The following is a 24,960-nucleotide window of genomic DNA, read 5'->3' as shown; positions in this document are numbered from 1 at the left end:
CTCGTGAATCCTCCGCTGGAGAGTTTTGCACCGGCAAAGATCAACCTGGCGCTGCATGTCACGGGGCGTCGGGCTGATGGATATCACCTGCTTGAGACGCTCGTCGTCTTTGCGTGCAACGGCGACCGGCTGACAGCGCAGCGGGGCGACCGGGACAGCTTTGAGATCACCGGGCCATTCGCCCAGGATGTTCCTTCTGGAGAGGATAACCTGGTTTTGCGTGTCCGCGACCTGATGCGGGAGCATTTCAGCGAGGCCGCCGATACGCCGGTGCGCCTTTCGCTCGAGAAGAATCTGCCGGTCGCTTCCGGCATCGGTGGCGGTTCGAGCGACGCGGCGGCAACGCTCGCTCTTCTGGGGCAATTCTGGAGCATCCGCAACAAGGCCGATGCGATTGCCCGCATCGCATTTCGCCTCGGGGCCGATGTGCCGATGTGCATGACGGCGCGACCGCTTGTGGCGCACGGGATCGGCGACGAAATCAACATGGTCGCGGATTTTCCCGAGTTTCCGCTGCTTCTGGTCAATCCCGGTGTTCCACTCGCAACACCTGCCGTCTTCAAGGCATTGATGAGCCGCCACAACCCGCCCCTGCCGTCTCTCAACGGGAAGAGCCGCGGCGAAGTGCTCGACTGGCTCGCAAGCACACGTAACGATCTGGAAGCGCCTGCCCTGGCGCTCCGTCCGGAAATCGGGCGTGCGCTCGGCGCCCTCAAGGCGCAGCAGGCGCTTTTCGCGCGCATGTCCGGCTCGGGCGCGACATGTTTCGGCATTTTCGAGTCGATCGAAGCGGCGGAACGCGCCGCACGGGCCATTGCCGAAGAACACCCCGGATGGTTCGTGAAGGCGACTACAACCATGCCCGCTGCGCAGGAGACTGTCATTGGGTGAGGAGTCCCGGCCGTTCATCCCGGTCCGCTTTGCGGTCCTGACCGTCTCCGACACGCGGGCGCTGGCGGATGACAAATCGGGCGCCACGCTGGCGGCACGCATAGACGAAGCCGGCCATACGCTGACCGACCGCGCGATTGCTCCGGACGATATCGAGCAGATCCGCGATGTGGTGAGCGGCTGGTGCGCCGACCCCGGTATCGATGCGGTGATCACCACGGGCGGCACCGGCTTTACCGGCCGGGACGTTACACCCGATGCGCTCGAGCCGCTGTTCGACAAGCGCATGGAGGGGTTCTCGGAGGTGTTTCACCGCATCTCCTTCGACAAGATCGGCACGTCGACAATCCAGTCGCGCGCAACGGCGGGCTTGATCCAGCAGACATTCGTCTTCGTCCTGCCCGGCTCCCCCGGCGCCTGCCGCGACGCCTGGGACCACGTGCTGAAGGACCAGTTCGACTATCGGCACAAGCCGTGCAATTTCGTGGAGATCATGCCCCGCCTCGACGAGCATCTGCGGCGCGGCGCCGGCAACAGTTTGATCTAGCATTTATAGTTGTGAACGGGTTTGCGCGAAGGGGCCATCGGTAACACGCTGCACTCAGGCGAAAACAAAAAAGTTCTTGATTTGTTCTCATTCCGTATATAGGAATAGTTTCATCTTTGGACAGTCGGGCGCACGACAAAGCCGGCGCGGAGGCATGAAGATGGAACAGATTGCACAAGCGGATATCGTTGCCTTCAGCGAAGGCAGGTCTGCGGCAGCCAATGCGGTCATCGACGAGTCGGGACTGCGCGTCGACAATGATCGGCGCAGGGGCCGCGGAGCCGGCATCAACCCAAGCGGACGTTTCGAAGCGCTGACCCGCCACGTTTTCGATGACGGCTGGGAAACGCTGGAAGAATTGCCGCCCTTCAGCACGGATGTGCAGATCGAAAAGCCGCGCAAAATCATTACGCGCAACAGCTCACCGGATATTTCCTTCGACCGCTCGATCAATCCCTATCGGGGGTGCGAACACGGGTGCATTTACTGCTTCGCGCGCCCGTCGCACAGCTATATGGGAATGTCGGCGGGGCTCGATTTCGAATCGAAGCTGTTCGCCAAGCCAGATGCGGCGAGCCTTCTGGAGAAGGAACTCGCAAAGCCCGGTTATGAACCGCGCACCATCGCCATTGGCACGAACACCGATCCTTATCAGCCGGTCGAAAAGAAGTGGCGTATCATGCGCGAGATTCTGGAAGTGCTGGAGGCGCATAATCATCCGGTGGGAATCGTCACGAAGTCGGCCCTGGTGATGCGTGACAGCGATATTCTCTCGCGCATGGCCGAAAAGGGATTGGCCAAGGTGGCTCTTTCGGTCACCACCCTGGATCGGCGCCTGGCGCGCACCATGGAGCCGCGTGCCGCGACACCGACGCGCCGGCTGGAGGCGCTGCGCGCGCTCAGCGACGCGGGAATTCCCGTCTCCGTCATGCTCGGGCCGATCATTCCAGGCCTGAACGACAGCGAGATCGAGCGAATCCTCGAGTCGGCTCACGCAGCCGGAGCCAGCGAGGCCGGGTATATCGTTCTCCGGTTGCCGCTGGAGGTCAGCCCGATCTTTAAGGACTGGCTGCTGCGCCATTATCCCGACCGATACCGCCACGTCATGTCGCTTGTCCGCTCCATGCGCGGCGGCAAGGATTACGATTCGGAATGGGGCAAGCGGATGAAGGGCGCGGGGCCCTATGCGTGGCAAATCGGGCGCCGCTTCGAGATCGCTGCAAAGCGCTTCGGGCTGAACAGGATGCGGATCAAACTGCGCACGGATCTGTTCAGAAAGAGCGCTGCGGCGGAAGAGCAACTCGCCCTTTTTTAAGCTTCCCGGCCTTGTCTCCCGAAGGCTGGTGTGACTGTCGGCCGCTGCCCCCGGCCGACGGCGTCTTTCCGGTTTTTCAACATAAGGATACCGGAAGGACTTGCGGAGAATCGGAAGCGATGCAAGCATCGCCGCAATGGCTTCATCGCAGACCGATTCTCCGCTTCTTTTCGATATGCCCGTGCGTCCGGACTTTGCACTGGAGGCAGGGCTTATGCGCGAGGGGCACTTGCCGGTTGCCGGGCTGGACGAAGCGGGACGCGGTCCCCTTGCCGGACCGGTGGTGGCCGCTGCCGTCATCCTCGACCCTGAGCGCATCCCGGAGGGCCTTGACGATTCCAAGCGGCTTTCGGCGGAAAGCCGGGAGGCGCTGGTGGAGATCGTTCTGGAGGCGGCTCTTTCGGTGTCCGTCGCCTCGATCTGTGCGGGCAGCATTGATGAAACGGATATCCGCAAGGCAAGTCTCGAAGCCATGCGCCGGGCGGTCTCCGGCCTGTGTACGCCGGCTGCCTTCGCGCTTGCCGACGGGCGCGATATCCCGCCGGGCCTGCCCTGCCCCTGCCGGGCGGTGGTCAAAGGCGACCAGCGTTCACAGTCCATCGCAGCCGCCTCGATCGTGGCGAAGGTGGCACGTGACCGGATGATGGTACGGACCGGCACGCTGCTGCCGCATTACGGCTTCGACAGCCATGTGGGCTATGCCACGGCACGTCATCGCTCAGCGATCAAAGCGCACGGGCCGGTTACGCGTCTTCACCGCATGAGCTTCTCGCCATTCAAGCCAGAGGAAGTTGGGCTTTCCGGCCCTCAAATCGGCGATACGCCAGTCAGAATCCGGTGAAACCCGCCGATGAAGATCGCATAGACGAGAAGTCCGCCAATCACCGCGATAGTGTCGTTGCGCAGGCCGGAGACGGGCTTCGCCTTCGCCTTTGCGGGTCGCTGTGCGCTTGAATACCAGTCGACAGAGGCCCAAACGGCAAACCCGCCGAAGAGAAGCAAATCCGGCAGAGTTCCGTTGGCGGTGAGGTGGGCGATCCCCCACAGAACCGTGGCGATCAGCATAGGATGCTTCAGCGCCGCCTTGATCCGCCCCGGAAGATAAGCCGCGAAGAGGAGCGGGAAAACCGGGAGCATGATCAGCAGAGCCAAGTGCCGTGTCTCCAGAGGCGGACTATAGAGGATCGTTGGATCCTGGCGGGCCAGACCATATCCCCAAACGATCAATATGAGCCCCAGCGCGGATGCCGCCGTATAGGGCCAGAGCCACGCGCCCCTACCGCGCTGCGCGATGATCTTTGCGCGCAGTTGTGGCGCCGCAATCAGGAGCGAATGCGTTCCCAGAAACAAAAGCAGACCGATCAGCAGGACCAGCATACGTCCTTCCCCTTCCCCTCAGCGCCGAATGCTCACCGCTACCGGCACGCAATTGTTTGCATCGCAACGTTAGATGGTGTAACTCTTGTTAGAGCATATAACACATGGAGCGTCAATTCCATGAACGCGGAGAGACCTGAAGGGAGACTCAGCCGGCGGGAGCAAATCCGCGAGGCGACACTGGCCGATATACGCAAGGCTGCGCGGGAGCTGCTTGTCTCCAAGGGGAGCACGGCAGTGACTGTCAATGCGGTTGCGCGGAAGCTGGGGGTGAGCGGTCCGGCACTTTATCGCTATCACGCCAGCCAGGCCGATCTTGTCAAAGACCTTCGCAAAGAGCTTTTCGGCGAGTTGATCGAATGGCTGCGGCAGGCAGGCGCCACGCCGGCTGCCGACACGCCGGCACGGCGCCTTTTGACGATCACCCGCGCGCTTCGCGGCTGGGCGGTATCGCATCGGCCCGAGTTCTGCTGGCTGTTCGCCAGTCCTGCGCCGGATGTGACCTGCCGTGATTGTGCCGCCTATGACAGACAATCCGGCCGGGCGTTCAGCCAGGTCTTCCTGGAGCAGGTGGCGGAAATATGGGAGACACGGCGTTTTCCGATTCCCAGCCTTGATGACAAGGATCCGTCGCTCGCCCGGCAAATTCAGGTCTTTTCGGAAGACAGCATTGGAGGCCGCCTGCCTCCTGAAGCCGCGTATATCTTCCTGCACTGCTGGATGCGGCTTTACGGTCTGCTCTGCATGGAAGCGTTAAACCAGATCAGCTTCGCGCTTACCGATGTCGAACCGGTATTCGAGGAATACCTGCAGGACTTGTGCAGCCTCCTCGATGTTCCTTACGAAGAGCCGGGCGAGATTTTACGCACTTCCAGCCGAAACAAAAATGCCGCCGGAAATCCGGCGGCATAAAGGTTACTGAAGCAAACCCTCATCAATTCATGTGAGTCTTCAGTTCCTGGAGCGAGGATTCGAAAAGCTCGCCTCTTTTTTTCGTATCCACCTTGTCGCCCAGAATATTGCCGGCGGCAGCGACGGCGACATCGACCGCGCGGGAGCGGACTTCATGTACGGCGTCCCGCTCGGCCTGGGTAATTTTCTGCTCGGCCAGTGCCGTGCGGCGGGTGACGTATTCTTCAGTCTTCTGCTTGGCGTCGGCAACGATCGCCTTCGCCTCGCGCCGGGCGGCGGCAACGATTTCCTTGGCCTCTTCCTCGGCCTCTCCGCGCTTGCGCTGATACTCGGCCAGGACCTGTTGCGCTTCCTCGCGCAGCTCCCGCGCCTCGTCCAACTCCTTGCGAATGCGATCGGCGCGGCTATCGAGCGAATCATTTATCTTCGCCGGCACCTTGAGATAGGCGAGGATAGCGAGAAAGATGATCAGCGCTACAAGCGCCCAGAATGTCGCGTCCATGGCCTTCTCCTACTGCTGCGCGGCTTTCACCGCCGCCTGCAGAGCCTCTTTCTCCAGACGGCCACCGATCAGCTTCTGCACAATTGTCTCCGCCGTTTCCTCGGCGATCGTGCCGACCTCACCAATGGCCGCTTCCTTGATCTTCGCAATCCGGCTGTCGGCCTCTTCGAGCTTGGACTCGAGCGCCTCTTCGACCTTCTTGCGCTCCGCCTCGGCTTCGGCCTTGGCATTGTCGCGTGCTTCCTGCGCGATGGCGCCCGCCTTCTTGCGGGCATCGGCAAGATCCTGCTCGTAGGCTGCCAGAGCCGCGTCGGCCTCTTCCTTCATGCGCGCCGCCTCGTCCAGATCCTGGGCGATACGGTCGCGACGCACTTCCAGAATGTTGCCGATGCGCGGAAGAACAACCTGCTTCAGGAAGATGTAGAACAACCCGAAGGTGATCGCGAGCCAGAGCAACTGCGAAGGATAGGTTTCCGTTTCAAATGGCGGAAACGCCCCCTCACCGCCGTTCTCGGCTACACCGATCTCGGTGTTGACTTCGTCCCCGACAGCCTCCTGATCGGCTGTCTGTGCATATGCCGGTGCCACAAACATGGCCTTCCCCTTGATCGTGAAACCGGCCGCGCCATGGCGGCCGGTTCGGGCACGTTTCTTCGCGCTTAGGTGAACAGGAGAAGCAGAGCGATCAGCAGCGAGAAGATGCCGAGCGCTTCGGTCACGGCGAAGCCGAAAATCAGGCGACCGAACTGGCCGTCAGCGGCGGACGGGTTGCGCAACGCGCCTGCCAGGTAATTGCCGAAAATGTGGCCGAGACCGATACCGGCGCCGCCCATGCCGAGACAGGCAATGCCCGCACCGATAGCCCTTGCTGCTTCTGCTTCCATCTTCCAAACTCCTTGTGGATCGTCGCTTTAAGTCGTTGCCTGGTTTTGGCGGGAACTCCGCCGATGAAACTTCCTAGTGACCGGGATGCAAGGCATCGTTGAGGTACATGCAGGTCAGCACCGCAAAGACGTAGGCCTGCAGAAAGGCCACCAGAAACTCGAGACCGGTCAGTGCCACAGTCATCGCCAGCGGCAGTATCGCCCCGGTAGCGCCGGCCACACCGAGAGCGCCGAGGGAGGTGACAAAACCGGCAAACACTTTCAGGGTGATGTGCCCGGCCAGCATGTTCGCGAACAGGCGGACGGAAAGGCTGACCGGCCTTGAAAGGAAGGAAACGATCTCGATCGCCACCACCAGCGGGATCAGAACTGCGGGTACTCCTTCAGGCACGAATAGCTTCAGGAATCCGAAGCCGTGCTTCCAGAAACCGTAAACGAGCACCGTGCCGATCACGAGAATTGCGAGTGCGAAGGTAACCACGATGTGGCTGGTGACCGTGAAAAAGTAAGGGAACATGCCGAGCAGGTTGGCCATCAGCACGAACATGAAGAGCGAGAAGACGAGCGGGAAGAACCGCATCCCCTGGCTGCCCGCGGCGTCACGTAGCATCGAGGCGATGAACTCATACGTCATCTCGGAAATCGATTGCAGGCGGCTGGGGATGAGACCCCGACTGGACGTCGTCAGGTAAAGAAATGCCCCCGCGGCAGCCACCGTTGCGACCATGAAAGCCGAGGAGTTGGTGAAGGAAAAATCCAGACCGCCGATTTCGATCGGAATGATCCGCGAAATCTCAAACTGGTGAATCGGGTCTGTGGCCACTGGGCTCCCCTCTCATCACGCGGCAAAACCGCCCTATTTTTCTTCCGGGTCGGCATCGCTGCCTTCGCGCGCGCCCGCCCCGAACTCGGCTACCTGTCCTGCAGAACGCAGGACGTTCAGAACACCTGCCCCAAAACCAAGGAGCAGAAAGACAATCAACCCCCAAGGCGACGTGCCGGCCATCCGATCGATGAACCAGCCCAAACCCGCTCCGACCACGATGCCGGCGATGAACTCGCTGGATAGTCTCAGCGCATTCCCATAGCCGCTCACACCGCGCGTGTTCGCGTGCCCGTCGTCCTCCGGCTTCTTCGGCCTTCTGGCCGCGAGGGCTTCCTCAAGTCCGCGCCGCCGCCCGTCCAGATCACCCGGCTTATGCTGTTTGGCCATGGCAGCCTCCACACCGGTTTCCGGTTGGCGAAACTCCGCCTCAAGGTCGCGCGCAACATAGTGAGCAGCCCTGCGCCCGTCAAGCCGCGCCTTGCGGGCTTATCACAGGCAAGTTTACCCATGAAAACAGATACTTAGGAGGGTGCGACAATGCGCCTTCGCCCGCCATCACCCAATAGCCGGGCGAAAATGGCTCCTTTTCGCCGGGGCTAGCTATTTTTTCACCGCCATCCGCCGCCGTAAGTGCGGTAGAAGATGTGTTGTCCGATCTTGTCGACGCGCTCCATTGTGGAGGCCCAGCGCGGTCGGACATAGGTAGCGTGATAGTGTGTGGAGGATCCCACTTCCGGAAGCCAGATCTTGCCTGCCGTCACGGCCATCGCCACTTCCTCGGCAGTCTTGAAATGCCCAGGGCTGCGCACGCGGTCTTGAATTCCATCGCAGGCGAAGGAGAACTGGCAGCGATTGCGCCAATTCTTGTTCTGGTAGACGACACCGCAAATCGTATTCGGATAGGCGGGATTGCGAACGCGGTTGAGAATCACCTGGCCGACGGCCGCCTGCCCCTTCACCGGCTCGCCGCGGGCCTCGAAGTAGATGCCGGCTGCGAGGCACTGCTGCTCACGCTCGGAAAACGATTCGGCGGGAAGCGACCGGCGCGCCCAGGCATGATCCGTGGGTTCGACGGGCGGGATGAAACGACCCTCGTTCTCGTCCCGCAAGATGCTGGCGAACGGTGAGGCCTTGGCATAATCCGGGCCGGACGGGGCGTAGGCGATAGCGAGAATATCAGGTTCGTCGTTGGTCACGAGGTCCGCAATGGCGGTTGGCACCTGCGAGGCGGGCTTCTTCTTTTCGTGGAAGTGAGAGGCGATCTGCACTTCCTTGCCCTTGATCTCCGGATCGGCGAAAGCCATCGCCTTCTCGCCCATGGGGGAAGTGGAGAAGAGCGCTTTTGACTCCTGAAAGATCGAGCCCGCATTGAAAAGCCTGGGCGGTGCCATGGGCAGCATCTTGACCAGACGCCCCTGCTTGCCGGTGCGGTTGACGCGTTTCTCGTCTGGCGTTTCGGGCGAGCGACTTTTTGTCCGGAAAGCCACCTCGCCTACTCCGACGGTCGAAACGCCGGCGCCGGAAAGCACGCTCGGCGCATCAGCGGCCTGGAACGGCATTTCCGCCTGATGCACGGACCCGGCTGCAGAGGCTTCCACGACAGCCTTCCACCGGACGCTCGCGTCTTGTCCGGCAATCAGGCTTGTCATGTCCTGATAGGCGACAGCCGATGGGAAGCCGAGCCAAATTCCCAACCCGACCACGGCGGATGGAAACAATGAACGCTTTTGATCCGAGGGCTTACGCCAACGCCTTACACCTGAAGCACGCACCCGAACCCTCATTTCCACGCCTATTACGCAAATTGGACTTATCGGGACATTAATTGATTAACCTTGATCGTCCGTTAACGCGCCAGCGTCCTGACACGCGGAAACGGCCACAGTTTGTCGAGGAGGAATTCGCGTTTAGTTTCGCTTGCTGCGGGCGCGCTTGGCGTAGGGATTTTCGGAGGTGCGCAGTGCGATTCGGATGGGCACGCCGAAGATATTGAAAGTCTCCCGCAAGCCATTCGTCAGATATCGGATATAGGATTGCGGCATGGCTTCCGGTCGCGAGCAGGAGACCACAAATCCGGGCGGGCGGGTCTTGATCTGCGTCATGTAGCGAATCTTGAGCCGCCGCCCAGCAACGGCGGGTGGAGGATGATGGGCGGTCGCCCGCTCCAGCCAGCGGTTCAGCGGGCCGGTGGGCACGCGCCGATTCCAAACTGCGTGGGTCTCGACGGCTGCGCCTATCAGCTTGTCAAGGCCGCGGCCGGTTTCAGCCGATACAGGGACAGCTCCCATCCCGCGCGCCTGAGGCAGAAGCCGCTCGGTCTTCTCATGCAGATCCTCAAGTGTCTCGCGACGATCCTCGATCAGATCCCACTTATTGAAAGCCATGACCGGCGCACGGCCTTCACGCAGCACCAGATCCGCAATCTGAAGATCCTGCTTCTCGAATGGCATCGTGGCATCGAAAACGACGATCACGATTTCGGCGAAACGGATCGCCCGCAGGGCCTCGGCTACGGAAAGCTTTTCCAGCTTCTCCTGAACCCGCGCCTTGCGCCGCATTCCGGCCGTGTCGAAAAGCTTGATCTTGCGGTCGCGCCACTTCCAGTCAATGGAAATGGAATCGCGCGTGATCCCGGCCTCCGGGCCCGTCAGCATTCTTTCCTCGCCGATCAGAGCGTTGATCAGCGTGGATTTTCCAACGTTGGGCCGGCCGACCACCGCAATTCGGATCGGCTTTTCCGGATCGATTTCCGGCTCCTCCGAATCCGGGTCGATATCTTCGCCGACCAGCGCTTCGTCACCGGCGTCCGCGCCTACGGCTTCGGGACTGGTCTCCACGGATTCATCGATGCTGGCAGCGATGGCGTCGCGCAGCTCGACCATACCCTGCCCGTGCTCGGCCGACAGCCCCACAGGCTCGCCAAGGCCGAGTTGCCAGCCTTCCACCACACCTGCGTCAGTGCCGCGAACATCAGTCTTGTTGGCCACAACGACCACCGGTTTTCCCTTACGCCGGACAACTTCGGCGAAGGTATGATCGTCCGGCATCAGGCCGGAGCGGGCATCAATCATGAATATGACGAGGTCGGCCTCTTCCACCGCCTGCTCGGTCTGGGCGCGCATGCGCCCCTCCAGCGTAGGGGCGGCAGCCTCGGCCAGGCCAGCCGTATCGATCACGTCGAAACGCAAATCGTGCAATCGCGCCGGATGAACACGCCGGTCGCGCGTGACGCCGGGTGTATTATCGACGAGCGCAATCCGCCGACCGACCAGCCGATTGAAGAGGGTCGACTTGCCGACGTTGGGTCGGCCGACAATGGCGACCTTGAAAGCCATGGCTCTACCCGGACTCGCTGCCAGAACCCGAAATCAGCTCGGACATCATCTCCGCGCGCTGGCGCGCATCGGCCGGGGCTTCCGGATCATCCGCAATCTCGCCGAAGAGAGTGAGCGCATTGTCCCGTTCCCCTTCCTTCCACGCAGCGAGGGCAAGGGCCTCACGGGCCGTGTGGCGCATAGGATTGCCGACGGATGTCAGGGCTTCAACCCGCGCGGCGACATCGGCATAGCTGCCGTGGTCAACAAGCAGAAGGCCGGCGCGCAGGCGGGCAATCTCACGAATAACGCCCGGTGCAGAACTGTCCTCCATCACCGCATCAAGGTTGGCGACGGCTTCATCGATGTTTCCGCTTTCGGCCTGGATGCTGGCCGCCCGCATGCGCGCCAGCACCGGATAAGAGCCGTAGCCGGAGTCTTCCAGCTCCTCCAGAACGGCCAGCGCTTCCGTGTTGTTACCTTCCTCGGCAAGCTCCAGAGCACGCGCGAACTCGTCTCCGGAGCGATTGGCGCGCGAAGTCGACCAGTAGTCATAGGCAACATAGGCGGCTGCGGCGAGAATGATCAGCGCGACCGCACCGACGATAAAAGCCCCGTACTGGCGCCACAACGTCTTATAGCGATCCTGGCGGACCTCCTCGTTGACTTCGCGAATGAAACTGTCGTCGGACATCAAAAACCTGTTTTCAGCCGGCGCATCGTCCGGATTGCATCCCGTCCGCCTTTTAACGGAAATTCACACACATGGAAGAGGTAGCGCGCGTGATTTCATTATGCGCTCCTGCGGGCCACAATCCGCGAATCTGTTTGTACAGCGGCGAACCGGTTTCTATTATCCCTGCATGGCAACCGATCTGGAAGCAGCCAAAACGCGCCTGGCCGAAAAACGCGCCGAACTGGAAGAGTTTTCGCGCATGTCCACCGATGCGCGCAAGCCGGTGGCGCTCGATCAGCAGTCTGTGGGGCGGCTTTCGCGGATGGACGCGATGCAGCAGCAGGCTATGGCAGAGGCTTCGGAACGGGCGCGACAGCGTGACCTCACACGCATCGAGATGGCCGAACGCCGCCTCAAGGAGGGCGACTATGGTTATTGCGTGGACTGCGACGAGGAAATCGCCGACCGCAGACTGGAGATCGATCCTATGGCCGAGCGCTGTATTCACTGCGCCGGAGGCAAGCAGCGCTAAGAAAGCTGTTTACAACCGATCGCTCCACCCACACCATGCCACATTTCACCCATAGCCGGCCAACAGCAGTAATAACTCTGGACGGCATGGATGACATTCTCTTCACGCCTGTGCGCGGCGGCGCTTCTGACGCTCTCCTCCCCTGCCCTGGCCCATGAATCCTCGCAAATGCCGCAGTACGTTATCATTTCATTCGACGGCGCTTCATTCATTAAGCAATGGGAGCGCAGCCGGGCATTGGCGCGAAAGACCGGCGCGCGCTTTACGTATTTTCTATCCTGCGTCTATCTGCTCACGCCGGAAACGCGGGAGCTCTATCAGGGACCGCGCACAGCCGCCGGAAAAAGCAATGTCGGGTTCGGCCTTTCACGTGAGGAGGTTATCGGTCGCCTTCAACAGATATGGCAGGCCCGGGAGGAAGGACACGAGATCGCAAGTCATGCTTGCGGCCATTTCGACGGTGGCGACTGGACCGCGAACGAATGGACTTATGAATTCGATCAGTTCTCGACGGTCCTGCGCGACGCCTGGAGGATCAACGGTTTCGAGGGTGAGCCCGCAGGCTGGCGTGCTTTCGCCGACACTGAAATCGTCGGTTTTCGCGCGCCCTATCTCGCCACGGGGCCAGGTTTGTTCGAGGCGCTGGCACTCAAGGGACTTCTCTACGACGCCAGCACCGTTTCCTCCGGGCCGCTACTGCCCGCCGGCGACGCCGTCACCAGATTCGCGCTTCCGCTGATCCCGGAAGGACCGGATGCCCGCCCGGTTATCGCCATGGACTACAATCTTTATGTGCGCCATTCGGATGGTGAGGAGCGGCCGGAGAAGGCGGACTATTTCAGTGAACGGGCTTTTGACGCTTTCATGAACGCGTTCGAGGAGGAATACGCGAACGGTCGCACGCCTCTCCAGATTGGCTTTCATTTCACGCTCATGAATGACGGCGCATATTGGCGCACGCTGGAGCGTTTTGCCGAGACCGTATGTTCAAAAGCCGATGTGCGCTGCACAAGCTACAAGCAATATATCGAGGAAACCACGCCGGAAGCCGCGACCCTGAGGACAGTATCCGACAGGAGTGGCAGGGGATAGGACGCGATGAGTTGAAGCGGCCGATCCTTGCCGCCGTTTGCTTGTCCCTGAGCTTGTAACCGGCCAACACGTCCGAAGGCGGATCGGCCGGCTCACAAGTTATCGAAGCACGGCGGCGATGTTTCCGCCATCGACCGTGGTCACATCCGCCGTGGTGCGCTCTGCCAGGGCATGGTTCAGGAAAGCCTGCGCCACATCCTCGGCACGGACCTCATGGCCGAGCAGATTCCCGCCCATGTAGTCTTTTTCCGAGACGCCGCGCGCCTGGGCCCGGCTGGCGATCATATCGTCGGTCAGAAGGCCGGAGCGGATGCGGTCGGCGTTGACGGCGTTGGAGCGCACGCCCAGCGCGCCGTAGTCGAGCGCATATTGGCGCGACAGGAACAGCGTCGCCGCCTTCGGAAGTCCGTAGGCGCCGAAGTTCGCACCCGGATTGACCGCCTGCTTGGAGGTGTTGAAGAGAAGGACGCCGCCCGTCTTCTGCTTCTCGAAAAGGCGTACAGCGTTCTGCGCGACGGTCTGGTGCGCGAAGAAATTCAGCTCGAAGCTCTTGCGCAGAGCGGCGTCGTCCAACTCGCCGATCTTGCCCTGCCAGGCCGCACCGGCGTTGGAAACGATGATGTCCACGCCGCCGAATGTCTCCACCGCGCGGTCGAAGGCGGCGCGCACGGCGGCCGGATCCGTCACGTCCGCGCCGACGCCAATGGAGGCGTTTCCGGCTTCCCCGGCCACCGCCTTGGCCTTCTCCTCGTCGAGGTCCACCACGACGATATGGGAGCCCTGCGAGGCGAAGAGCTTTGCCGTCGCCGCGCCGATTGCGCCCGCGCCGCCGGTCACCAGCGTCACCTGACCAGAGAGCGGCTTCGGCTTGTTGGCGGCGAGTTTGGCCTGCTCGAGCGACCAATATTCAAGCTCGAAAAGATCCGAGAGCGGCAACGGATGGAAGGAGCCAATGGCCTCGGCGCCCGTGACCGCTTCGACCAGCATCTCGCCCACATCGGCAGCAACCTTCGCCTCTTTCGCGCTGCGGCCGAGGCCGAAGAGCCCAAGGCCACGCACAAGCACGAGCCGCGGCATGGGATCGAGCATGGTGCGCTCGACCTCGTCACGCGCGTTGTTGGTCTCGAAATAGTCGCAATAGCGGGCGGAGAAATCGGCCACTTTCTCGCGGATCGTCTCGCCATATTCCTCGAGCTTGCCGGCCTCGGGCGCGGGCAGAACCATCGGGCCGGTCTTGATCCGGATCGACAGGTCAGGCGTGGAAACGCCGCGCGTGGCCAGTTCCTCAGCTGTATCGGCATTTACATAGTCGAGGATTTTCGGCGAGGTGCGGAAGTCGGTCACCATACGTCCGAAGCTGCCCTCGCCCTGCGGAATGGCCGCCGCGCCGCGCAGATAGGGCGCGATTTCCTCAGGCCTGGCGAGCGCTTGCGGCAACGCGACCGACGTGAACGGCTTCTTGCCGTTCTTCGCCACATGGTCCCCGGCCATGGTCACGAACTCTATCATGAGGTCGTAGGCTTCCTTGGCAGTAGCGGCGAATGTGAAGATGCCGTGCTTGTCGAGGATAAGCCCTTCAACCGACGGATCGGCGTCGTAGATATCGGCCGCAGCCTTCGCGAGCTCGAAGCCCGGCTTGATGTAAGGCACGAAGCCCACGCGCTTGCCGAACACCTCGCGGCACAGCGGCTCGCTGTCTGCCTGGTCGACCAGGGCCAGGATGGCCGTCGAGTGGGTATGGTCGACGAATTTGTGCGGCAGGAAAGCGTGCAGCAGCGTCTCGATCGAGGGGTTCGGCGCGTAGGGGTCAAGCAGGTTTGCGCGTTGCATCGCCACCATCGCCTCGTCGGAGAGGCTGTCCAGTTGGCGCGCGGCGAGCAGCGCCTCCATCTTCACCGCCGGCAGTCCGGGCGGCTCGATGACGCCCATGTCCCAGCCGCTCCCCTTTACGCAAAGCACGTCCCACTCCTGGCCGAGAATGTCCTTCGCTTTGGTCTTCAGCGAAGTGTTGCCGCCGCCATGCAACACCAGCCGTGGTTCACCACCGAGCAACCGAGTGGTGTAGACCCGCAGGGCCAGATCCCGGTCGACACCCTTTTCGGCGTATTCACTGACGAGCTTTTCGGCTTCCTTGTCGTTCCAGAGGTTATGCATTGTATTCCTGTCGTGTTCGAAAACTCAGATGGCCGCCGGAGCGACCGTTCAAGCGGAGGCGGGAGCAGGCTCGGCTTCGCCCGCTCCCGCATGTTCGAGAAGGCTTTCCGCCATGCGTGCGGTCAGCACAAGATGTGTGAGAAAGCGGCCTTCGATGGCCGCAAGCAGGGGCTCCAACTTTTCGTCTTCCTGCACCACCATCAGACGCCGGGGAATAGCGCGAATGGACTCGAAATCGGCGGAGATCATACGGCGATTGTAGCTGCAATCCAGCAGCGCACCGTCAGAGCCAATGATTTGTCCGGCGATGACGCCCTTGGCGCCGAGCTTCTTTATTTCCGCCAGTTCATCCAGCCCCAACGCGCCGCATTTGATGACGTGGCTGTCTTCATCCAATGTGCCGACAGTGAAAAGGGCAAGATCGCAGCCCGCGATGCCGTCGAGTTGTTCGCGGATGACCGGCTCCTCGCGCAACTGGCGGGCAAGGTCCTCCGTACTGAGGACAAGCGGCGCATAGAAGTTCAATCCGCTGGCATTAAGCCGGCGGGCAATCTCCATAGTGCACTGATCTGGCCTATAGGAATAGGGAGACCCAAGATTGCCGCACATCTCTACGACCGTGACGCCCTGGCGGTCAGCATAGCTCATGGCATCGGCGATTGCATAGACCGTCCGCCCCCAGGCTACACCCACGCGATCTCCATTCTGCACCATCTCAAGAAAAACGCTTGCCGCCAGCGTGGGAATTTCCGCTGTGGGGTCGTCCGTCAGCCCTTCTTCGCCTAAAACCCAAACCGCCTCGAAGCCGAAACGATCTTCAAGTTGGCGCGCCAGCCGGTCACTGCGGAACAACTGGGTGGATGCGGAAATATTGACGATGCCGGTTTCGCGCGCCCGCCGCAAATAGAGCGCAACCGACGCGCGCGAAATATTCAGCCGGCGCGCCACCTCATCCTGGCGGAGGCCGTGCGTGTAATAGAGCCAGGCGGCCTTATGAACAATCTGGTCTGCCGGACGAAGCATTAGCCATCTCCTCCGGCTCGACATTATTCATGCTCATTGACAAAAGTCAATGTAGGGGCGGGCAGACCGGGCTGCGCGATGAATGCCAGTTCGCGCTGTGATGCTAGTGGGGATTTTCCTCCCAAAAAAAGGGCCAGAACCTTCGGCTCCAGCCCTTTTTGGGAAGTTGAGGTGTATTCCTGCTCAGTAGCCCCGGGGACAAGCTGCCGTATAGCGGCGTCCATATTCGTCGCGATAGACACACTGACTGCTGCCCTCCGACGCACGGCCGATAAGCGCACCGGCCACACTGCCGACCGCACCACCAAGAAGCGCGCCTTCGAGTTCATTGCCAGCCACTGCCGCACCTACGGCCGCACCACCCGCGCCGCCGATGGCCGCGCCCTGCTGAGTGGGCGTACATGCGGCGATCGCAAACAAAAGGAATGGGACCAAGAGAATGAGTTTTTTCATAGGTCTCTCCAACATGCCATTGCCACAGGACAATTCACCTCGCGGCAATTCGTTCCGGATGTATTTGACGGGGCGATGCTCCTCCGCCCCGCGGCGTTCGTCAAGCGTAGGCGGTACAATCGCAGAAAATGTTCTGGAAAGGTGGTCTTTTCGCCACCTTTGCGCCCGGAATAGGTACAATTTCCGCCTTATTTATTGAAACGTTGGCTTAATTCGCATAGTCCGCGTCGTAATCAGGCGACTTGCCAAGTTTGATCTTCGGCAGCATCCTCTCTCTTGGGGGAGAGTTTCGGCGTACCGTCGAGGCGGATCGCCGGACGAAAAATGGAGTGAAAAAAGATGTCAGAACAGAACGTCGAGGAGGAACACGGCCTCGAAGCAGGACAGGACAATGTCCGCGTTATAGGATTGGATGTCCATAATCCCGTTTTCTTCATATCAGCCGTCGTCATTGTCGCGTTTGTCATTTTCGCGCTGATTTTCCAGGATTATGCCAGCAACGCGCTTCAGGGGCTCAGCACCTGGTTGCAGACGACATTCGACTGGGTCTTCATGCTCTCGGCAAATCTGTTCGTTCTGTTCTGCCTTGTCGTGGCCGTTACGCCGCTCGGCAAGGTCCGTCTGGGGGGCAAAGAGGCGGTTCCCGAGTATTCCTACGCCGGCTGGTTTGCCATGCTCTTCGCTGCCGGTATGGGCATTGGGCTCATGTTCTTCGGCGTTCTGGAGCCGATGTACCACTTCAACAATCCGCCGCTCGGCGCACAGGCGCCGGTCGTGGACGGTGAAGTGGTCCAATCGGCCGTTCCCCGCGCACGCGAACTCGCCATGGCGGGCACCATCTACCACTGGGGTCTTCATCCCTGGGCCATTTACGGCGTGCTCGCGCTGTCGCTGGCCTTCGCGGCTTATAACAAGGGGCTCCCGCTTTCCGTGCGCTCCGTCTTCTATCCCATCTTCGGCGAAAGCATACGTGGCTGGATCGGTCACGTGATCGACATCATGGCAGTTTTCGCCACGCTGTTCGGCCTGGCGACCTCTCTCGGCCTCGGCGCCTCTCAGGCCATGGCCGGCCTGAACGAGTTGTACGGAATTCCCAACACTGATCTCTCCACTGTCATCCTCATCCTGCTCATTACGGCAGTGGCTCTCGTATCGGTTCTCGCGGGCCTCGACGCGGGCGTTAAGCGCCTTTCGGAGATCAACATGGTGCTCGCGATCCTGCTTCTCGGGTTCGTGATCCTGGTCGGACCGACTGTTGCCATCATTACCGGCTTCTTCGAAAACAGCTGGTACTACGTGAAGGATTTCGCATCGTTCTCGAACTGGATCGGTCGTGAAGACGAAGCCTTCATGCACGGCTGGACCACGTTCTACTGGGCGTGGTGGATTTCCTGGTCGCCGTTCGTCGGCATGTTCATCGCCCGGGTTTCAAAGGGCCGCACGGTGCGGGAGTTCATCACCTGCGTGCTCCTCGTCCCGACGATGGTGTCCATTCTCTGGATGACGGCATTCGGCGGCACGGCCATGGACCAGTTCCTCAACCAGGGCTACATGGGCGTGCAGGATACGGTGATCGACTATGTGCCGGAGCTGTCGCTCTTCGCCATGCTGGCCGATCTTCCGCTGGCTGCGATTTCGTCACTGATCGGCATCATTCTGGTTATCGTGTTCTTCGTGACCTCTTCCGACTCGGGCTCGCTGGTGATCGACACGATCACCGCCGGCGGCAAGATCGACGCCCCGGTCGCCCAGCGTGTGTTCTGGTGCATCTTCGAGGGATTGGTGGCCGTTGTGCTCTTGCTGGGCGGAGGATTGACCGCTCTCCAGGCAGGTGCCATCGCAACGGGCTTCCCGTTCGCCATCCTGCTGGTGGTCATGCTCTATGCCACCTGGAAGGGTCTTGCCGCCGAGGAGCGCTAAAGACACAATCGTTATAGCGGCCTCGCGATGCTCGCGGGCCGTAGACAATGCGAGACCCCGGCTTTGTTGGGCCGGGGTTTTTCTTTTTCGCTCTGGCGCTGTGGTTTGTTCTCTGCTGTCAGCGGCTTCGCGGCCAAAACAAAAGAGAAAGGGCGGCCCGCAAGCCGCCCTTCTACAAACCAAATGTCTTCTTATCAATCGCGCTCGGGCAGGGGCATCCAGTCGGGAACCGCTACATCCGCATGAGCGAACTGCGGCATCTTCTGCGACAACTCCTGCATGTTCTTAACGTCCTCATCATTGAGAAGCTGTTGAGTGATCAGCGTCGGCGGTACGACGACATTCTCGCCCGGATCCTCATCCGCCAGGAGCATGGCAAGCGCACGCACCGAGACCTCGCCCACAACGGCCGGATTCGTGGCCGCCGTTGCCACCCAGGCGCTGTTCGGCTCGCGCATGGCCGAAATATCGGCGGTGGAAATGTCGGCGGAGTAAATCTTGATGCCGTCGGAAAGACCGGCCTCGTCCACGGCGATTTTCACACCCTTGGCGAACTCGTCATACGGCGCGAACACGACCTGGGTGTCGGGGTTGGCCGAGAGCACCGAACGCGCCTGGTTTGCTACCGAGTTCGCGATCGGGTTGTCGAGCGTACCAAACTCCGCGACCTGCTCGATGCCAGGATATTTCTCCTTGAACTCCATCCAGGTCTCGTTGCGGCGGTCGAGCGGGGCAATGCCCGGCACGTAGACGTAGGCTGCCTTCCAGCTTTCGCCATTGTCCTCGATCGCCTGCTCGAGCGCCAGCCGCGCAAGATCTCGGTCGGACTGCTCGATCTGCGGAATGGCCTCGTTCTCGACATTGACATCGAAGGCGACAACCTTGATGCCGGCGTCCACCGCGCGTTGCGCCGCTTCCTTCATCGACTCCGTCAGCCCGTGCTGAATGACGATACCGTCGACGCCGAGCGCAATGGCCTGGTCCACCATGTCGGCCTGCAAAGCTGCGTCCTGCCGGCTATCGAGCACACGCAGGTTCACGCCAAGTGCTTCTGCCTGGGCTTCGACACCTGAAAGATAGGCCTGGAAGAAATCACCGGTAGAGAGATAGCGTACCAGCGCGATTTCCACATCCCCCGGGTTGTCGAAGGGGGCGGGCATGTCCTGCGCGGACGCTGCGGCCGGCCATAGAAGGGTTGCGCCCAGAAGGCCGGCCGTGAGCCTGCCAAGATGTCTGCGTGTCAGCTTCATCGTTTCCTCCACTTGTTGTTCTCCGTTTGAAAACCTATCAGTTCCGCCTGCCCAGCAGCGCGAAAGTGAAGACGAGTGCGATGACCAGCACAGCCCCCTTCACGAAGTCCTGCGTATAGTAAGGCACATTCATCATCGTCAGCCCCTGCAGAAGTACGCCGACGAAGAGCGCGCCGATGGCGGTGCCGAAGGCGTTGGGCTTGGCTGCGCCCAGCACCGCGAAACCGATCAAGGCGGCGGCGACAGAGTCGAGCAGGAGGTTCGTACCGGATGCTATATCACCGCGTCCGAGCCGGGCGGCCAGCAGAATCCCGCCGATGGAAGCGAACACGCCGGAAATCACGTAAGCCCAGATTTTATAGGCGTTCACGGGCGCTCCGGCGAATTCCGCCGCGCGGGCATTGGAGCCCACGGCATACATCATGCGACCGAAGCGGGTGTATTCCAGAAAGAACCAGATGAGGACCGCTAGGACGAGCAGTACCACCACGGACGCCGGCACAAGATTCTCGATAAAGAAATCAAACCGGTGACGCCCGAGCGCCAGGAATGCCGGGCTGAAGGTACCTTCAGCCGCGCTTCCGTCCGGGAGCGTCATGCCCGAGGCGATAGAGCGGCCCTCGGTGGGAATGCGTTGAAGGCCGATCAGAAGGAACATCATGCCGAGCGTGGCGAGCAGGTCGGGCACGCGCATGTAGCAGATGATGAGGCCATTAAGCAGACCAACGAAGGCGCCGATGGCCAGACAGACGAGAACCGCGACAAGCGCATTCTGCTCCAGGATAACCATCATATAGGCCGCGGCCATCATGGCGCTGGTCGCGACGGAGCCGATGGAAAGATCGAAGCCGCCGACCACAAGCGTTGCCGTGACGCCGAGCGCCAGAATACCGGTGATCGAGACGGATTGCAGGATGAAGACGGCCGCCTGTGGGGAGGCAAAACCGCCCGTCGCCAGAGAAAAGAAAATGATGAGTCCGAAAAGCAGGGCCAGGAAGCCGTAACGGATCGCGATTTCACGCAACGTCAGGCTCGGCTGCATCGACTCCGGCTGTTGCGCCTCGGCAACCGGTTTCTCGGCGAGTTCAGTTCTCATTCGTTCTATTCTCCAGACTCACGCCGCCCCTTGCATGTTCGCGCCTGCCACTTCGGCGAGCAGGCGCGCCATGTCGACTTCGGACGTACGATGCTCACCGACAATCGTGTGCTCCGACATGACCAAAATCCGGTCCGCCGTCTCAAGGGCCTCATCAAGCTCGGTCAGGAACAGGAGCGTGGCACGCTCTTTCGCGCTCTCGCGGAGCTTGGCCGCAATGTCGTGTCGGGCGGCAATATCCACACCCTGGAACGGTTCGTCGAGAATGAGCATGCGCGAAGGCTGAGACAACCATCGCGCGACCGTCACCTTCTGCTGGTTGCCGCCGGAAAGTGTGAAGAGATCGTCGCGCTCGCTGCGGCAGACGATGCCCATATTCTCGATTTGCGCTCGTGCCGCAGCACGCTCGGCGCGCCGCTGCGTAATGCTGAAAAACGAAAAGCGCGGCAGGAACGGCAGGCTCATGTTCTTGTAAATATTGAAATCCGGCACGATGCCGGTGCGGGCGCGGTCCTTCGCCACCAGAAAGACGCCGCGACGGATGGCGTCGGCAGGTGTTCTCGGTGCATAGGGTTTCCCATCGAGCTGCATGGAACCTGCAAGCGGATGGCGGAGGCCGTAAAGCATCTCCGCCAATTGCGTTTTTCCGACGCCCACAAGGCCCGTGATCGCCACCACCTCACTCATGCCAAGGGCCAAAGAGAAGGGGCTGGCACCGGGTGCGAGCTGAACGCCGCTTGCGGTAAATATCGGCTCACTTGCCGCGCACGCAGCAGCATGGCCGGCGCTTAACTCCTGGCCCAGCATCGCGTTCACTGCACCCTCGTAGTCGAGCGGCTCGTCCTCGAAGAGGCCGGTAATGCGCCCGTCACGCAGACTGACGATGCGGTCAGCCAGGCGGCGGATATCCGACATGCGATGGGAGATGTAGAGGATTGCGACACCGCGCTCGCGCAGCCGGTCTATAAAGGCGAAAAGGCGGTCGGCCTCCTTGCTTGAAAGCGAGGAGGTCGGCTCGTCAAGGATCATCACTTTCGGCTCGTGCGCCATTGCGCGGGCGATCGCGACCATTTGCCGGTCCGCAAGCGGCAGTTCGTTTACATTGGCCGAGAGGTCGAGCGAAAGGTCCATCTGCTCCGCGATTTCACGCGCCTCGCTGCGAATGCGGTGCGGATTGAAAAGAATGCCGCGTTTCGTATTGTTCAGCCGGTCAAGAACGAGGTTGGTGGCGACATTCAGCGCGCTGACGACCCCGTCGTCGATATTCTGATGCACCGTTACAACGCCAGCGCGCATGGCCTCAGCCGGTGTGCCGGGCAGAAAAGACGTGCCCTCAAGCTGCATTGCACCGCGGTCCGCCTGGTGTACGCCGCTCATGATCTTCACGAGAGTGGATTTGCCGGCGCCGTTCGCGCCCATAAGCACGGTCACCTCGCCCGCGCGTAGCGCGAGCGTTATATCGCGCAACACCGTGTTGGGGCCGAAGGACTTCCCGAGACCCGCGATATTAAAGACGACGGACTGTGCCATGCTATCCTCCCAGCATGACGCTATGCACCGGCCAATCATTTGTCAATATCGTTGACAAATGACAGAGCGTTGGTAGCGTGGGATGGACATAGGCGCTCGTTCGTGTCCTTTCGCCGTGGCTCATCGGGTCAAGCCCGAGGCTGACGTGCTTGGGGGAAGATGCATATCGCAGAAGATGCATATCGCAAATGGTCGCGACTAGCCGCAGCAGACGGGGAGGAGAAGAATGAAGGAAACCGCGTTCCAGGCGCTGACGGTCGAGACTCTGGCGGAGCGGCTCGCGCCGATTTCGGCGGTGGCGGAACACGTGGGCGGCGCGCAGGAAAACTGGAAGGTGCGCGAAGTCGGCGACGGCAATCTCAACCTCGTCTTCATCGTGGAGGGCGCCAGGGGCACTGTGGTCGTGAAGCAAGCGCTTCCCTATGTGCGGCTGGTGGGCGACAGCTGGCCTCTGCCGCTCAAGCGCTCCTTCTTCGAATATCACGCTCTCACCCGCCAGGAGAAACGTGCGCCCGGCAGAGTGCCTGCGGTTCTATATTTCGACGAGGCTCAGGCGCTGATCGTGATGGAATATCTGTCTCCACACATCATCCTGCGCCAGGCGCTGATAAAGGGGCAGGAACTTCGGCAAGTTGCCGAGGATCTCGGCCTCTTCATGGCGCGCACGCTCTTCCGTGGCTCCGATCTTCATATGGAAGCCCGCGAGCGCAAGGCGGACCTCGCGCTGTTCGCCGATAATACCGAACTCTGCGACATAACGGAGAACCTCGTCTTCACCGATCCGTATTTCGAGGCGCCGATGAACCGGCATACGCCGGAACTCGACGCGCTGGTGGCAGAATTGCGGGCCGACCGCGACCTGAAGGTCGAGGCGCAACGGATGAAACATCTCTTCGCGTCGAAAGCCGAAACGCTGGTACACGGCGATCTGCACACGGGATCGGTGATGGTGACGAAGGAGGACACGCGGGTCATCGATCCGGAATTCGCCTTCTATGGACCGATCTCCTTCGATGTCGGCATGCTGCTGGCGAATTACTGGATGGCCTTCTTCTCTCAGCGCGGCTACGAGGCAGGGGGTTCACGCGACGCAATGCGTGCCTATCTATTGGAGGTGATCGAGGAAACGTGGGCTGTCTTCCGGGCCGAGTTCGCCCGGCTCTGGCACACGGAGCGCTCGGGAATGCTCTATCACCGCAGCCTATATGAAGATCAGGGCGACTACCTGGGTGCCGAGCAGGCTCTGAACCACATCCTGCGGGACATCTGGACGGAGATGCTGGGGTTTGCCGGCGTGGAGATCCACCGGCGCATCCTGGGTCTCGCCCACAACGCGGATTTCGAGACCATCGAGGACACGGAACTGCGTGCTTCGTGCGAGGCGGCGGCGCTAAAGTTCGGGCGGCACCTGGCCGTCAACAGGCATGCCCTCCAGTCGCTGCGAGAAATCAATCATCTGGCACAAGCGCTCGACAACGGATTTGTCAGCGTCCGCAAGGAGGCGGAAGAATGAAGGTCTCAGGAAAACACTACCGCACCATCTGGGTGAACGAAGACGGCTGGTCCGTGGACCTCATCGATCAGCGCTGGCTGCCGCATTCCTTCCCCGTGGAGAATGTGCGCACGGTGGAAGGCATAGCGACAGCCATCCGCGACATGTGGGTGCGCGGAGCGCCGCTCATCGGCGTGACGGCGGCCTATGGCGTGGCGATCCGCATGCGCGAAGATGCTTCCGATGCCGCGCTGGATGCGGTCTGGGACGAGTTGCACGCCACACGGCCGACCGCCATCAACCTGCGTTGGGCGCTCGACGCCATGCGGGACACGCTGCGTCCGCTGCCTGAGAGCGAGCGCGCGGCGGCGGCCTACGCACGAGCGGCGGAGATCGCCGATGAGGACGTCGAGCTGAACCGCGCCATCGGTCGGCACGGGCTGGAGATCATCACGGAGATCGCCAGGAAGAAGAAGCCGGGCGAACCGGTCAACATCCTCACCCACTGCAATGCCGGCTGGCTGGCTACCGTCGATTACGGCACGGCCACCTCACCGATCTATCTTGCGACGGAGGAAAACATCCCCGTCCACGTCTATGTGGACGAGACGCGTCCGCGCAACCAAGGTGCGCACCTGACCGCATGGGAGATGGCCGGGCATGGCGTGCCGCATACGCTCGTCGTCGACAATGCCGGCGGTCACCTGATGCAGCATGGCATGGTCGACATGGTCATCGTCGGCACCGACCGCACAACCGCCAATGGCGATGTGTGCAACAAGATCGGCACATATCTGAAGGCGCTCGCGGCAAAGGACAATAATGTACCCTTCTACGTCGCCCTGCCCTCGCCCACCATCGATTGGACAGTGCGCGACGGTGTGAAGGAAATACCGATCGAGGAGCGCTCGCCGGATGAGGTTTCCCTGATCTGGGGCTGCACGGAAGATGGCTCGGTAACTCAAGTGCGGATCTCGCCGGATGAAACACCTGCAGCCAATCCTGCCTTCGACGTCACTCCCGCCCGGCTCGTCGCCGGCCTGATCACCGAGCGCGGCGTGGCGGAAGCCTCCGCGGAAGGCCTCGCGAAGCTGTTCCCGGAAAAAGCCAAGGTGGCGGCGTAAGAGCTGCCGCGGCCCCACAGCCGGCGCAAAAGTGCGCCGGCTGTTTGCTT

At 61.2% G+C, this 24,960-nt stretch carries 25 protein-coding genes; 10 read left to right on the top strand and 15 right to left on the bottom strand.

The window, feature by feature from the left end:
- The first annotated feature begins 3 nt into the window (after nt 1–3).
- From LY631_RS11290 to LY631_RS11275, 4 genes are all read left to right on the top strand, one after another.
- Nucleotides 4–891, top strand: a complete 888-nt coding sequence (locus LY631_RS11290; RefSeq protein WP_274425450.1) for a 4-(cytidine 5'-diphospho)-2-C-methyl-D-erythritol kinase — start codon at nt 4–6, stop codon at nt 889–891.
- The gene (gene moaB, locus LY631_RS11285) at nt 878–1,438 is read left to right on the top strand and encodes a molybdenum cofactor biosynthesis protein B (protein ID WP_274425498.1); all 561 of its coding nucleotides are present in this window, start codon (nt 878–880) and stop codon (nt 1,436–1,438) included. The genes LY631_RS11290 and moaB overlap by 14 nt, the downstream gene beginning before the upstream one ends.
- A 160-nt stretch (nt 1,439–1,598) precedes the next feature.
- Complete coding sequence (locus tag LY631_RS11280; RefSeq protein ID WP_274425449.1) at nt 1,599–2,753, top strand: PA0069 family radical SAM protein; 1,155 nt, start codon at nt 1,599–1,601, stop codon at nt 2,751–2,753.
- A gap of 136 nt (nt 2,754–2,889) precedes the next feature.
- Nucleotides 2,890–3,594 carry a ribonuclease HII gene (locus LY631_RS11275; protein WP_274425448.1) on the top strand — a complete coding sequence of 235 codons (705 nt, stop codon included), beginning with the start codon at nt 2,890–2,892 and terminating at the stop codon, nt 3,592–3,594.
- Here the strand turns inward: LY631_RS11275 and LY631_RS11270 are convergent.
- Entirely contained in the window at nt 3,561–4,130 is a 570-nt protein-coding gene (locus LY631_RS11270) for an NnrU family protein (protein ID WP_274425447.1), read from the bottom strand. The genes LY631_RS11275 and LY631_RS11270 overlap by 34 nt on opposite strands.
- Before the next feature lie 120 nt (nt 4,131–4,250).
- Here LY631_RS11270 and LY631_RS11265 point away from each other — a divergent pair, with 120 nt between their 5' ends.
- Complete coding sequence (locus tag LY631_RS11265; protein WP_274425445.1) at nt 4,251–5,042, top strand: TetR/AcrR family transcriptional regulator; 792 nt, start codon at nt 4,251–4,253, stop codon at nt 5,040–5,042.
- Between the two features lie 22 nt (nt 5,043–5,064).
- Here LY631_RS11265 and LY631_RS11260 read toward each other — a convergent pair whose 3' ends face one another.
- From LY631_RS11260 to LY631_RS11225, 8 genes are all read right to left on the bottom strand, one after another.
- Complete coding sequence (locus LY631_RS11260) at nt 5,065–5,544, bottom strand: F0F1 ATP synthase subunit B (protein WP_274425443.1); 480 nt, start codon at nt 5,542–5,544, stop codon at nt 5,065–5,067.
- 9 nt (nt 5,545–5,553) lie between these two features.
- Nucleotides 5,554–6,138 (bottom strand): F0F1 ATP synthase subunit B, encoded by a 585-nt coding sequence (locus LY631_RS11255; protein ID WP_274425442.1) that lies wholly within the window; start codon nt 6,136–6,138, stop codon nt 5,554–5,556.
- A gap of 65 nt (nt 6,139–6,203) precedes the next feature.
- Nucleotides 6,204–6,428, bottom strand: a complete 225-nt coding sequence (locus tag LY631_RS11250) for a F0F1 ATP synthase subunit C (protein WP_274425441.1) — start codon at nt 6,426–6,428, stop codon at nt 6,204–6,206.
- Nucleotides 6,429–6,501: 73 nt separating this feature from the next.
- The gene (locus tag LY631_RS11245; RefSeq protein WP_274425440.1) at nt 6,502–7,251 is read right to left on the bottom strand and encodes a F0F1 ATP synthase subunit A; all 750 of its coding nucleotides are present in this window, start codon (nt 7,249–7,251) and stop codon (nt 6,502–6,504) included.
- Between the two features lie 33 nt (nt 7,252–7,284).
- Nucleotides 7,285–7,641 carry an AtpZ/AtpI family protein gene (locus LY631_RS11240; protein WP_274425439.1) on the bottom strand — a complete coding sequence of 119 codons (357 nt, stop codon included), beginning with the start codon at nt 7,639–7,641 and terminating at the stop codon, nt 7,285–7,287.
- A gap of 221 nt (nt 7,642–7,862) precedes the next feature.
- Nucleotides 7,863–9,038 carry a cell wall hydrolase gene (locus LY631_RS11235; protein ID WP_274425437.1) on the bottom strand — a complete coding sequence of 392 codons (1,176 nt, stop codon included), beginning with the start codon at nt 9,036–9,038 and terminating at the stop codon, nt 7,863–7,865.
- A 123-nt stretch (nt 9,039–9,161) separates the two neighbouring features.
- On the bottom strand, nt 9,162–10,589 hold the full coding sequence (gene der, locus LY631_RS11230; protein ID WP_274425435.1) for a ribosome biogenesis GTPase Der: 1,428 nt from the start codon (nt 10,587–10,589) through the stop codon (nt 9,162–9,164).
- Nucleotides 10,590–10,593: 4 nt separating this feature from the next.
- Nucleotides 10,594–11,262: a tetratricopeptide repeat protein gene (locus tag LY631_RS11225; protein ID WP_274425434.1), complete on the bottom strand. Its 669-nt coding sequence runs from the start codon at nt 11,260–11,262 to the stop codon at nt 10,594–10,596.
- A gap of 169 nt (nt 11,263–11,431) precedes the next feature.
- Between LY631_RS11225 and LY631_RS11220 the strand changes: the two genes are divergently transcribed.
- Both LY631_RS11220 and LY631_RS11215 read left to right on the top strand, forming a co-directional pair.
- Entirely contained in the window at nt 11,432–11,776 is a 345-nt protein-coding gene (locus tag LY631_RS11220) for a TraR/DksA family transcriptional regulator (protein ID WP_274425432.1), read from the top strand.
- Nucleotides 11,777–11,866: 90 nt separating this feature from the next.
- Nucleotides 11,867–12,868 carry a polysaccharide deacetylase gene (locus LY631_RS11215; RefSeq protein ID WP_274425430.1) on the top strand — a complete coding sequence of 334 codons (1,002 nt, stop codon included), beginning with the start codon at nt 11,867–11,869 and terminating at the stop codon, nt 12,866–12,868.
- 99 nt (nt 12,869–12,967) lie between these two features.
- Here LY631_RS11215 and LY631_RS11210 read toward each other — a convergent pair whose 3' ends face one another.
- The 3 genes from LY631_RS11210 to LY631_RS11200 all read right to left on the bottom strand — a co-directional run bounded on the left by LY631_RS11210 (nt 12,968) and on the right by LY631_RS11200 (nt 16,498).
- Nucleotides 12,968–15,022, bottom strand: a complete 2,055-nt coding sequence (locus tag LY631_RS11210) for a bifunctional aldolase/short-chain dehydrogenase (protein ID WP_274425424.1) — start codon at nt 15,020–15,022, stop codon at nt 12,968–12,970.
- A 48-nt stretch (nt 15,023–15,070) separates the two neighbouring features.
- The gene (locus LY631_RS11205; RefSeq protein WP_274425423.1) at nt 15,071–16,045 is read right to left on the bottom strand and encodes a sugar-binding transcriptional regulator; all 975 of its coding nucleotides are present in this window, start codon (nt 16,043–16,045) and stop codon (nt 15,071–15,073) included.
- 183 nt (nt 16,046–16,228) lie between these two features.
- Complete coding sequence (locus LY631_RS11200) at nt 16,229–16,498, bottom strand: YMGG-like glycine zipper-containing protein (RefSeq protein ID WP_274425422.1); 270 nt, start codon at nt 16,496–16,498, stop codon at nt 16,229–16,231.
- Between the two features lie 339 nt (nt 16,499–16,837).
- Here LY631_RS11200 and LY631_RS11195 point away from each other — a divergent pair, with 339 nt between their 5' ends.
- The gene (locus LY631_RS11195; protein WP_274425420.1) at nt 16,838–18,418 is read left to right on the top strand and encodes a BCCT family transporter; all 1,581 of its coding nucleotides are present in this window, start codon (nt 16,838–16,840) and stop codon (nt 18,416–18,418) included.
- A gap of 194 nt (nt 18,419–18,612) precedes the next feature.
- Here the strand turns inward: LY631_RS11195 and LY631_RS11190 are convergent, their stop codons facing one another.
- From LY631_RS11190 to LY631_RS11180, 3 genes are all read right to left on the bottom strand, one after another.
- Entirely contained in the window at nt 18,613–19,668 is a 1,056-nt protein-coding gene (locus LY631_RS11190) for a substrate-binding domain-containing protein (RefSeq protein WP_274425419.1), read from the bottom strand.
- A 37-nt stretch (nt 19,669–19,705) separates the two neighbouring features.
- On the bottom strand, nt 19,706–20,698 hold the full coding sequence (locus LY631_RS11185; RefSeq protein ID WP_274425496.1) for an ABC transporter permease: 993 nt from the start codon (nt 20,696–20,698) through the stop codon (nt 19,706–19,708).
- 84 nt (nt 20,699–20,782) lie between these two features.
- Nucleotides 20,783–22,294, bottom strand: a complete 1,512-nt coding sequence (locus LY631_RS11180) for a sugar ABC transporter ATP-binding protein (protein WP_274425417.1) — start codon at nt 22,292–22,294, stop codon at nt 20,783–20,785.
- Nucleotides 22,295–22,520: 226 nt separating this feature from the next.
- On the opposite strand from LY631_RS11180, the gene mtnK reads away from it, so the two are divergent.
- Together mtnK and mtnA are read left to right on the top strand one after the other, a co-directional pair.
- Nucleotides 22,521–23,807: an S-methyl-5-thioribose kinase gene (mtnK, locus tag LY631_RS11175; protein ID WP_274425416.1), complete on the top strand. Its 1,287-nt coding sequence runs from the start codon at nt 22,521–22,523 to the stop codon at nt 23,805–23,807.
- Complete coding sequence (mtnA, locus tag LY631_RS11170; protein ID WP_274425415.1) at nt 23,804–24,910, top strand: S-methyl-5-thioribose-1-phosphate isomerase; 1,107 nt, start codon at nt 23,804–23,806, stop codon at nt 24,908–24,910. The genes mtnK and mtnA overlap by 4 nt, the downstream gene beginning before the upstream one ends.
- The last annotated feature ends 50 nt before the right edge of the window (nt 24,911–24,960 follow it).

The sequence above is a fragment of the Chelativorans sp. YIM 93263 genome (assembly GCF_028767125.1).
Classification (GTDB): Bacteria; Pseudomonadota; Alphaproteobacteria; order Rhizobiales; family Rhizobiaceae; genus Chelativorans.
This window is presented reverse-complemented; position numbering and strand designations above follow the sequence as displayed.

Excerpts from the sequence above, each read along its gene's own strand:
- LY631_RS11280 (WP_274425449.1), top strand. The coding sequence starts at position 1,599 with ATGGAACAGATTGCACAAGCGGATATCGTTGCCTTCAGCGAAGGCAGG.
- LY631_RS11275 (WP_274425448.1), top strand. The coding sequence starts at position 2,890 with ATGGCTTCATCGCAGACCGATTCTCCGCTTCTTTTCGATATGCCCGTG.
- LY631_RS11270 (WP_274425447.1), bottom strand. The coding sequence starts at position 4,130 with ATGCTGGTCCTGCTGATCGGTCTGCTTTTGTTTCTGGGAACGCATTCG.
- LY631_RS11265 (WP_274425445.1), top strand. The coding sequence starts at position 4,251 with ATGAACGCGGAGAGACCTGAAGGGAGACTCAGCCGGCGGGAGCAAATC.
- LY631_RS11260 (WP_274425443.1), bottom strand. The coding sequence starts at position 5,544 with ATGGACGCGACATTCTGGGCGCTTGTAGCGCTGATCATCTTTCTCGCT.
- LY631_RS11255 (WP_274425442.1), bottom strand. The coding sequence starts at position 6,138 with ATGTTTGTGGCACCGGCATATGCACAGACAGCCGATCAGGAGGCTGTC.
- LY631_RS11250 (WP_274425441.1), bottom strand. The coding sequence starts at position 6,428 with ATGGAAGCAGAAGCAGCAAGGGCTATCGGTGCGGGCATTGCCTGTCTC.
- LY631_RS11240 (WP_274425439.1), bottom strand. The coding sequence starts at position 7,641 with ATGGCCAAACAGCATAAGCCGGGTGATCTGGACGGGCGGCGGCGCGGA.
- LY631_RS11235 (WP_274425437.1), bottom strand. The coding sequence starts at position 9,038 with ATGAGGGTTCGGGTGCGTGCTTCAGGTGTAAGGCGTTGGCGTAAGCCC.
- der (WP_274425435.1), bottom strand. The coding sequence starts at position 10,589 with ATGGCTTTCAAGGTCGCCATTGTCGGCCGACCCAACGTCGGCAAGTCG.
- LY631_RS11225 (WP_274425434.1), bottom strand. The coding sequence starts at position 11,262 with ATGTCCGACGACAGTTTCATTCGCGAAGTCAACGAGGAGGTCCGCCAG.
- LY631_RS11220 (WP_274425432.1), top strand. The coding sequence starts at position 11,432 with ATGGCAACCGATCTGGAAGCAGCCAAAACGCGCCTGGCCGAAAAACGC.
- LY631_RS11215 (WP_274425430.1), top strand. The coding sequence starts at position 11,867 with ATGACATTCTCTTCACGCCTGTGCGCGGCGGCGCTTCTGACGCTCTCC.
- LY631_RS11210 (WP_274425424.1), bottom strand. The coding sequence starts at position 15,022 with ATGCATAACCTCTGGAACGACAAGGAAGCCGAAAAGCTCGTCAGTGAA.
- LY631_RS11205 (WP_274425423.1), bottom strand. The coding sequence starts at position 16,045 with ATGCTTCGTCCGGCAGACCAGATTGTTCATAAGGCCGCCTGGCTCTAT.
- LY631_RS11200 (WP_274425422.1), bottom strand. The coding sequence starts at position 16,498 with ATGAAAAAACTCATTCTCTTGGTCCCATTCCTTTTGTTTGCGATCGCC.
- LY631_RS11195 (WP_274425420.1), top strand. The coding sequence starts at position 16,838 with ATGTCAGAACAGAACGTCGAGGAGGAACACGGCCTCGAAGCAGGACAG.
- LY631_RS11190 (WP_274425419.1), bottom strand. The coding sequence starts at position 19,668 with ATGAAGCTGACACGCAGACATCTTGGCAGGCTCACGGCCGGCCTTCTG.
- LY631_RS11180 (WP_274425417.1), bottom strand. The coding sequence starts at position 22,294 with ATGGCACAGTCCGTCGTCTTTAATATCGCGGGTCTCGGGAAGTCCTTC.
- mtnK (WP_274425416.1), top strand. The coding sequence starts at position 22,521 with ATGAAGGAAACCGCGTTCCAGGCGCTGACGGTCGAGACTCTGGCGGAG.
- mtnA (WP_274425415.1), top strand. The coding sequence starts at position 23,804 with ATGAAGGTCTCAGGAAAACACTACCGCACCATCTGGGTGAACGAAGAC.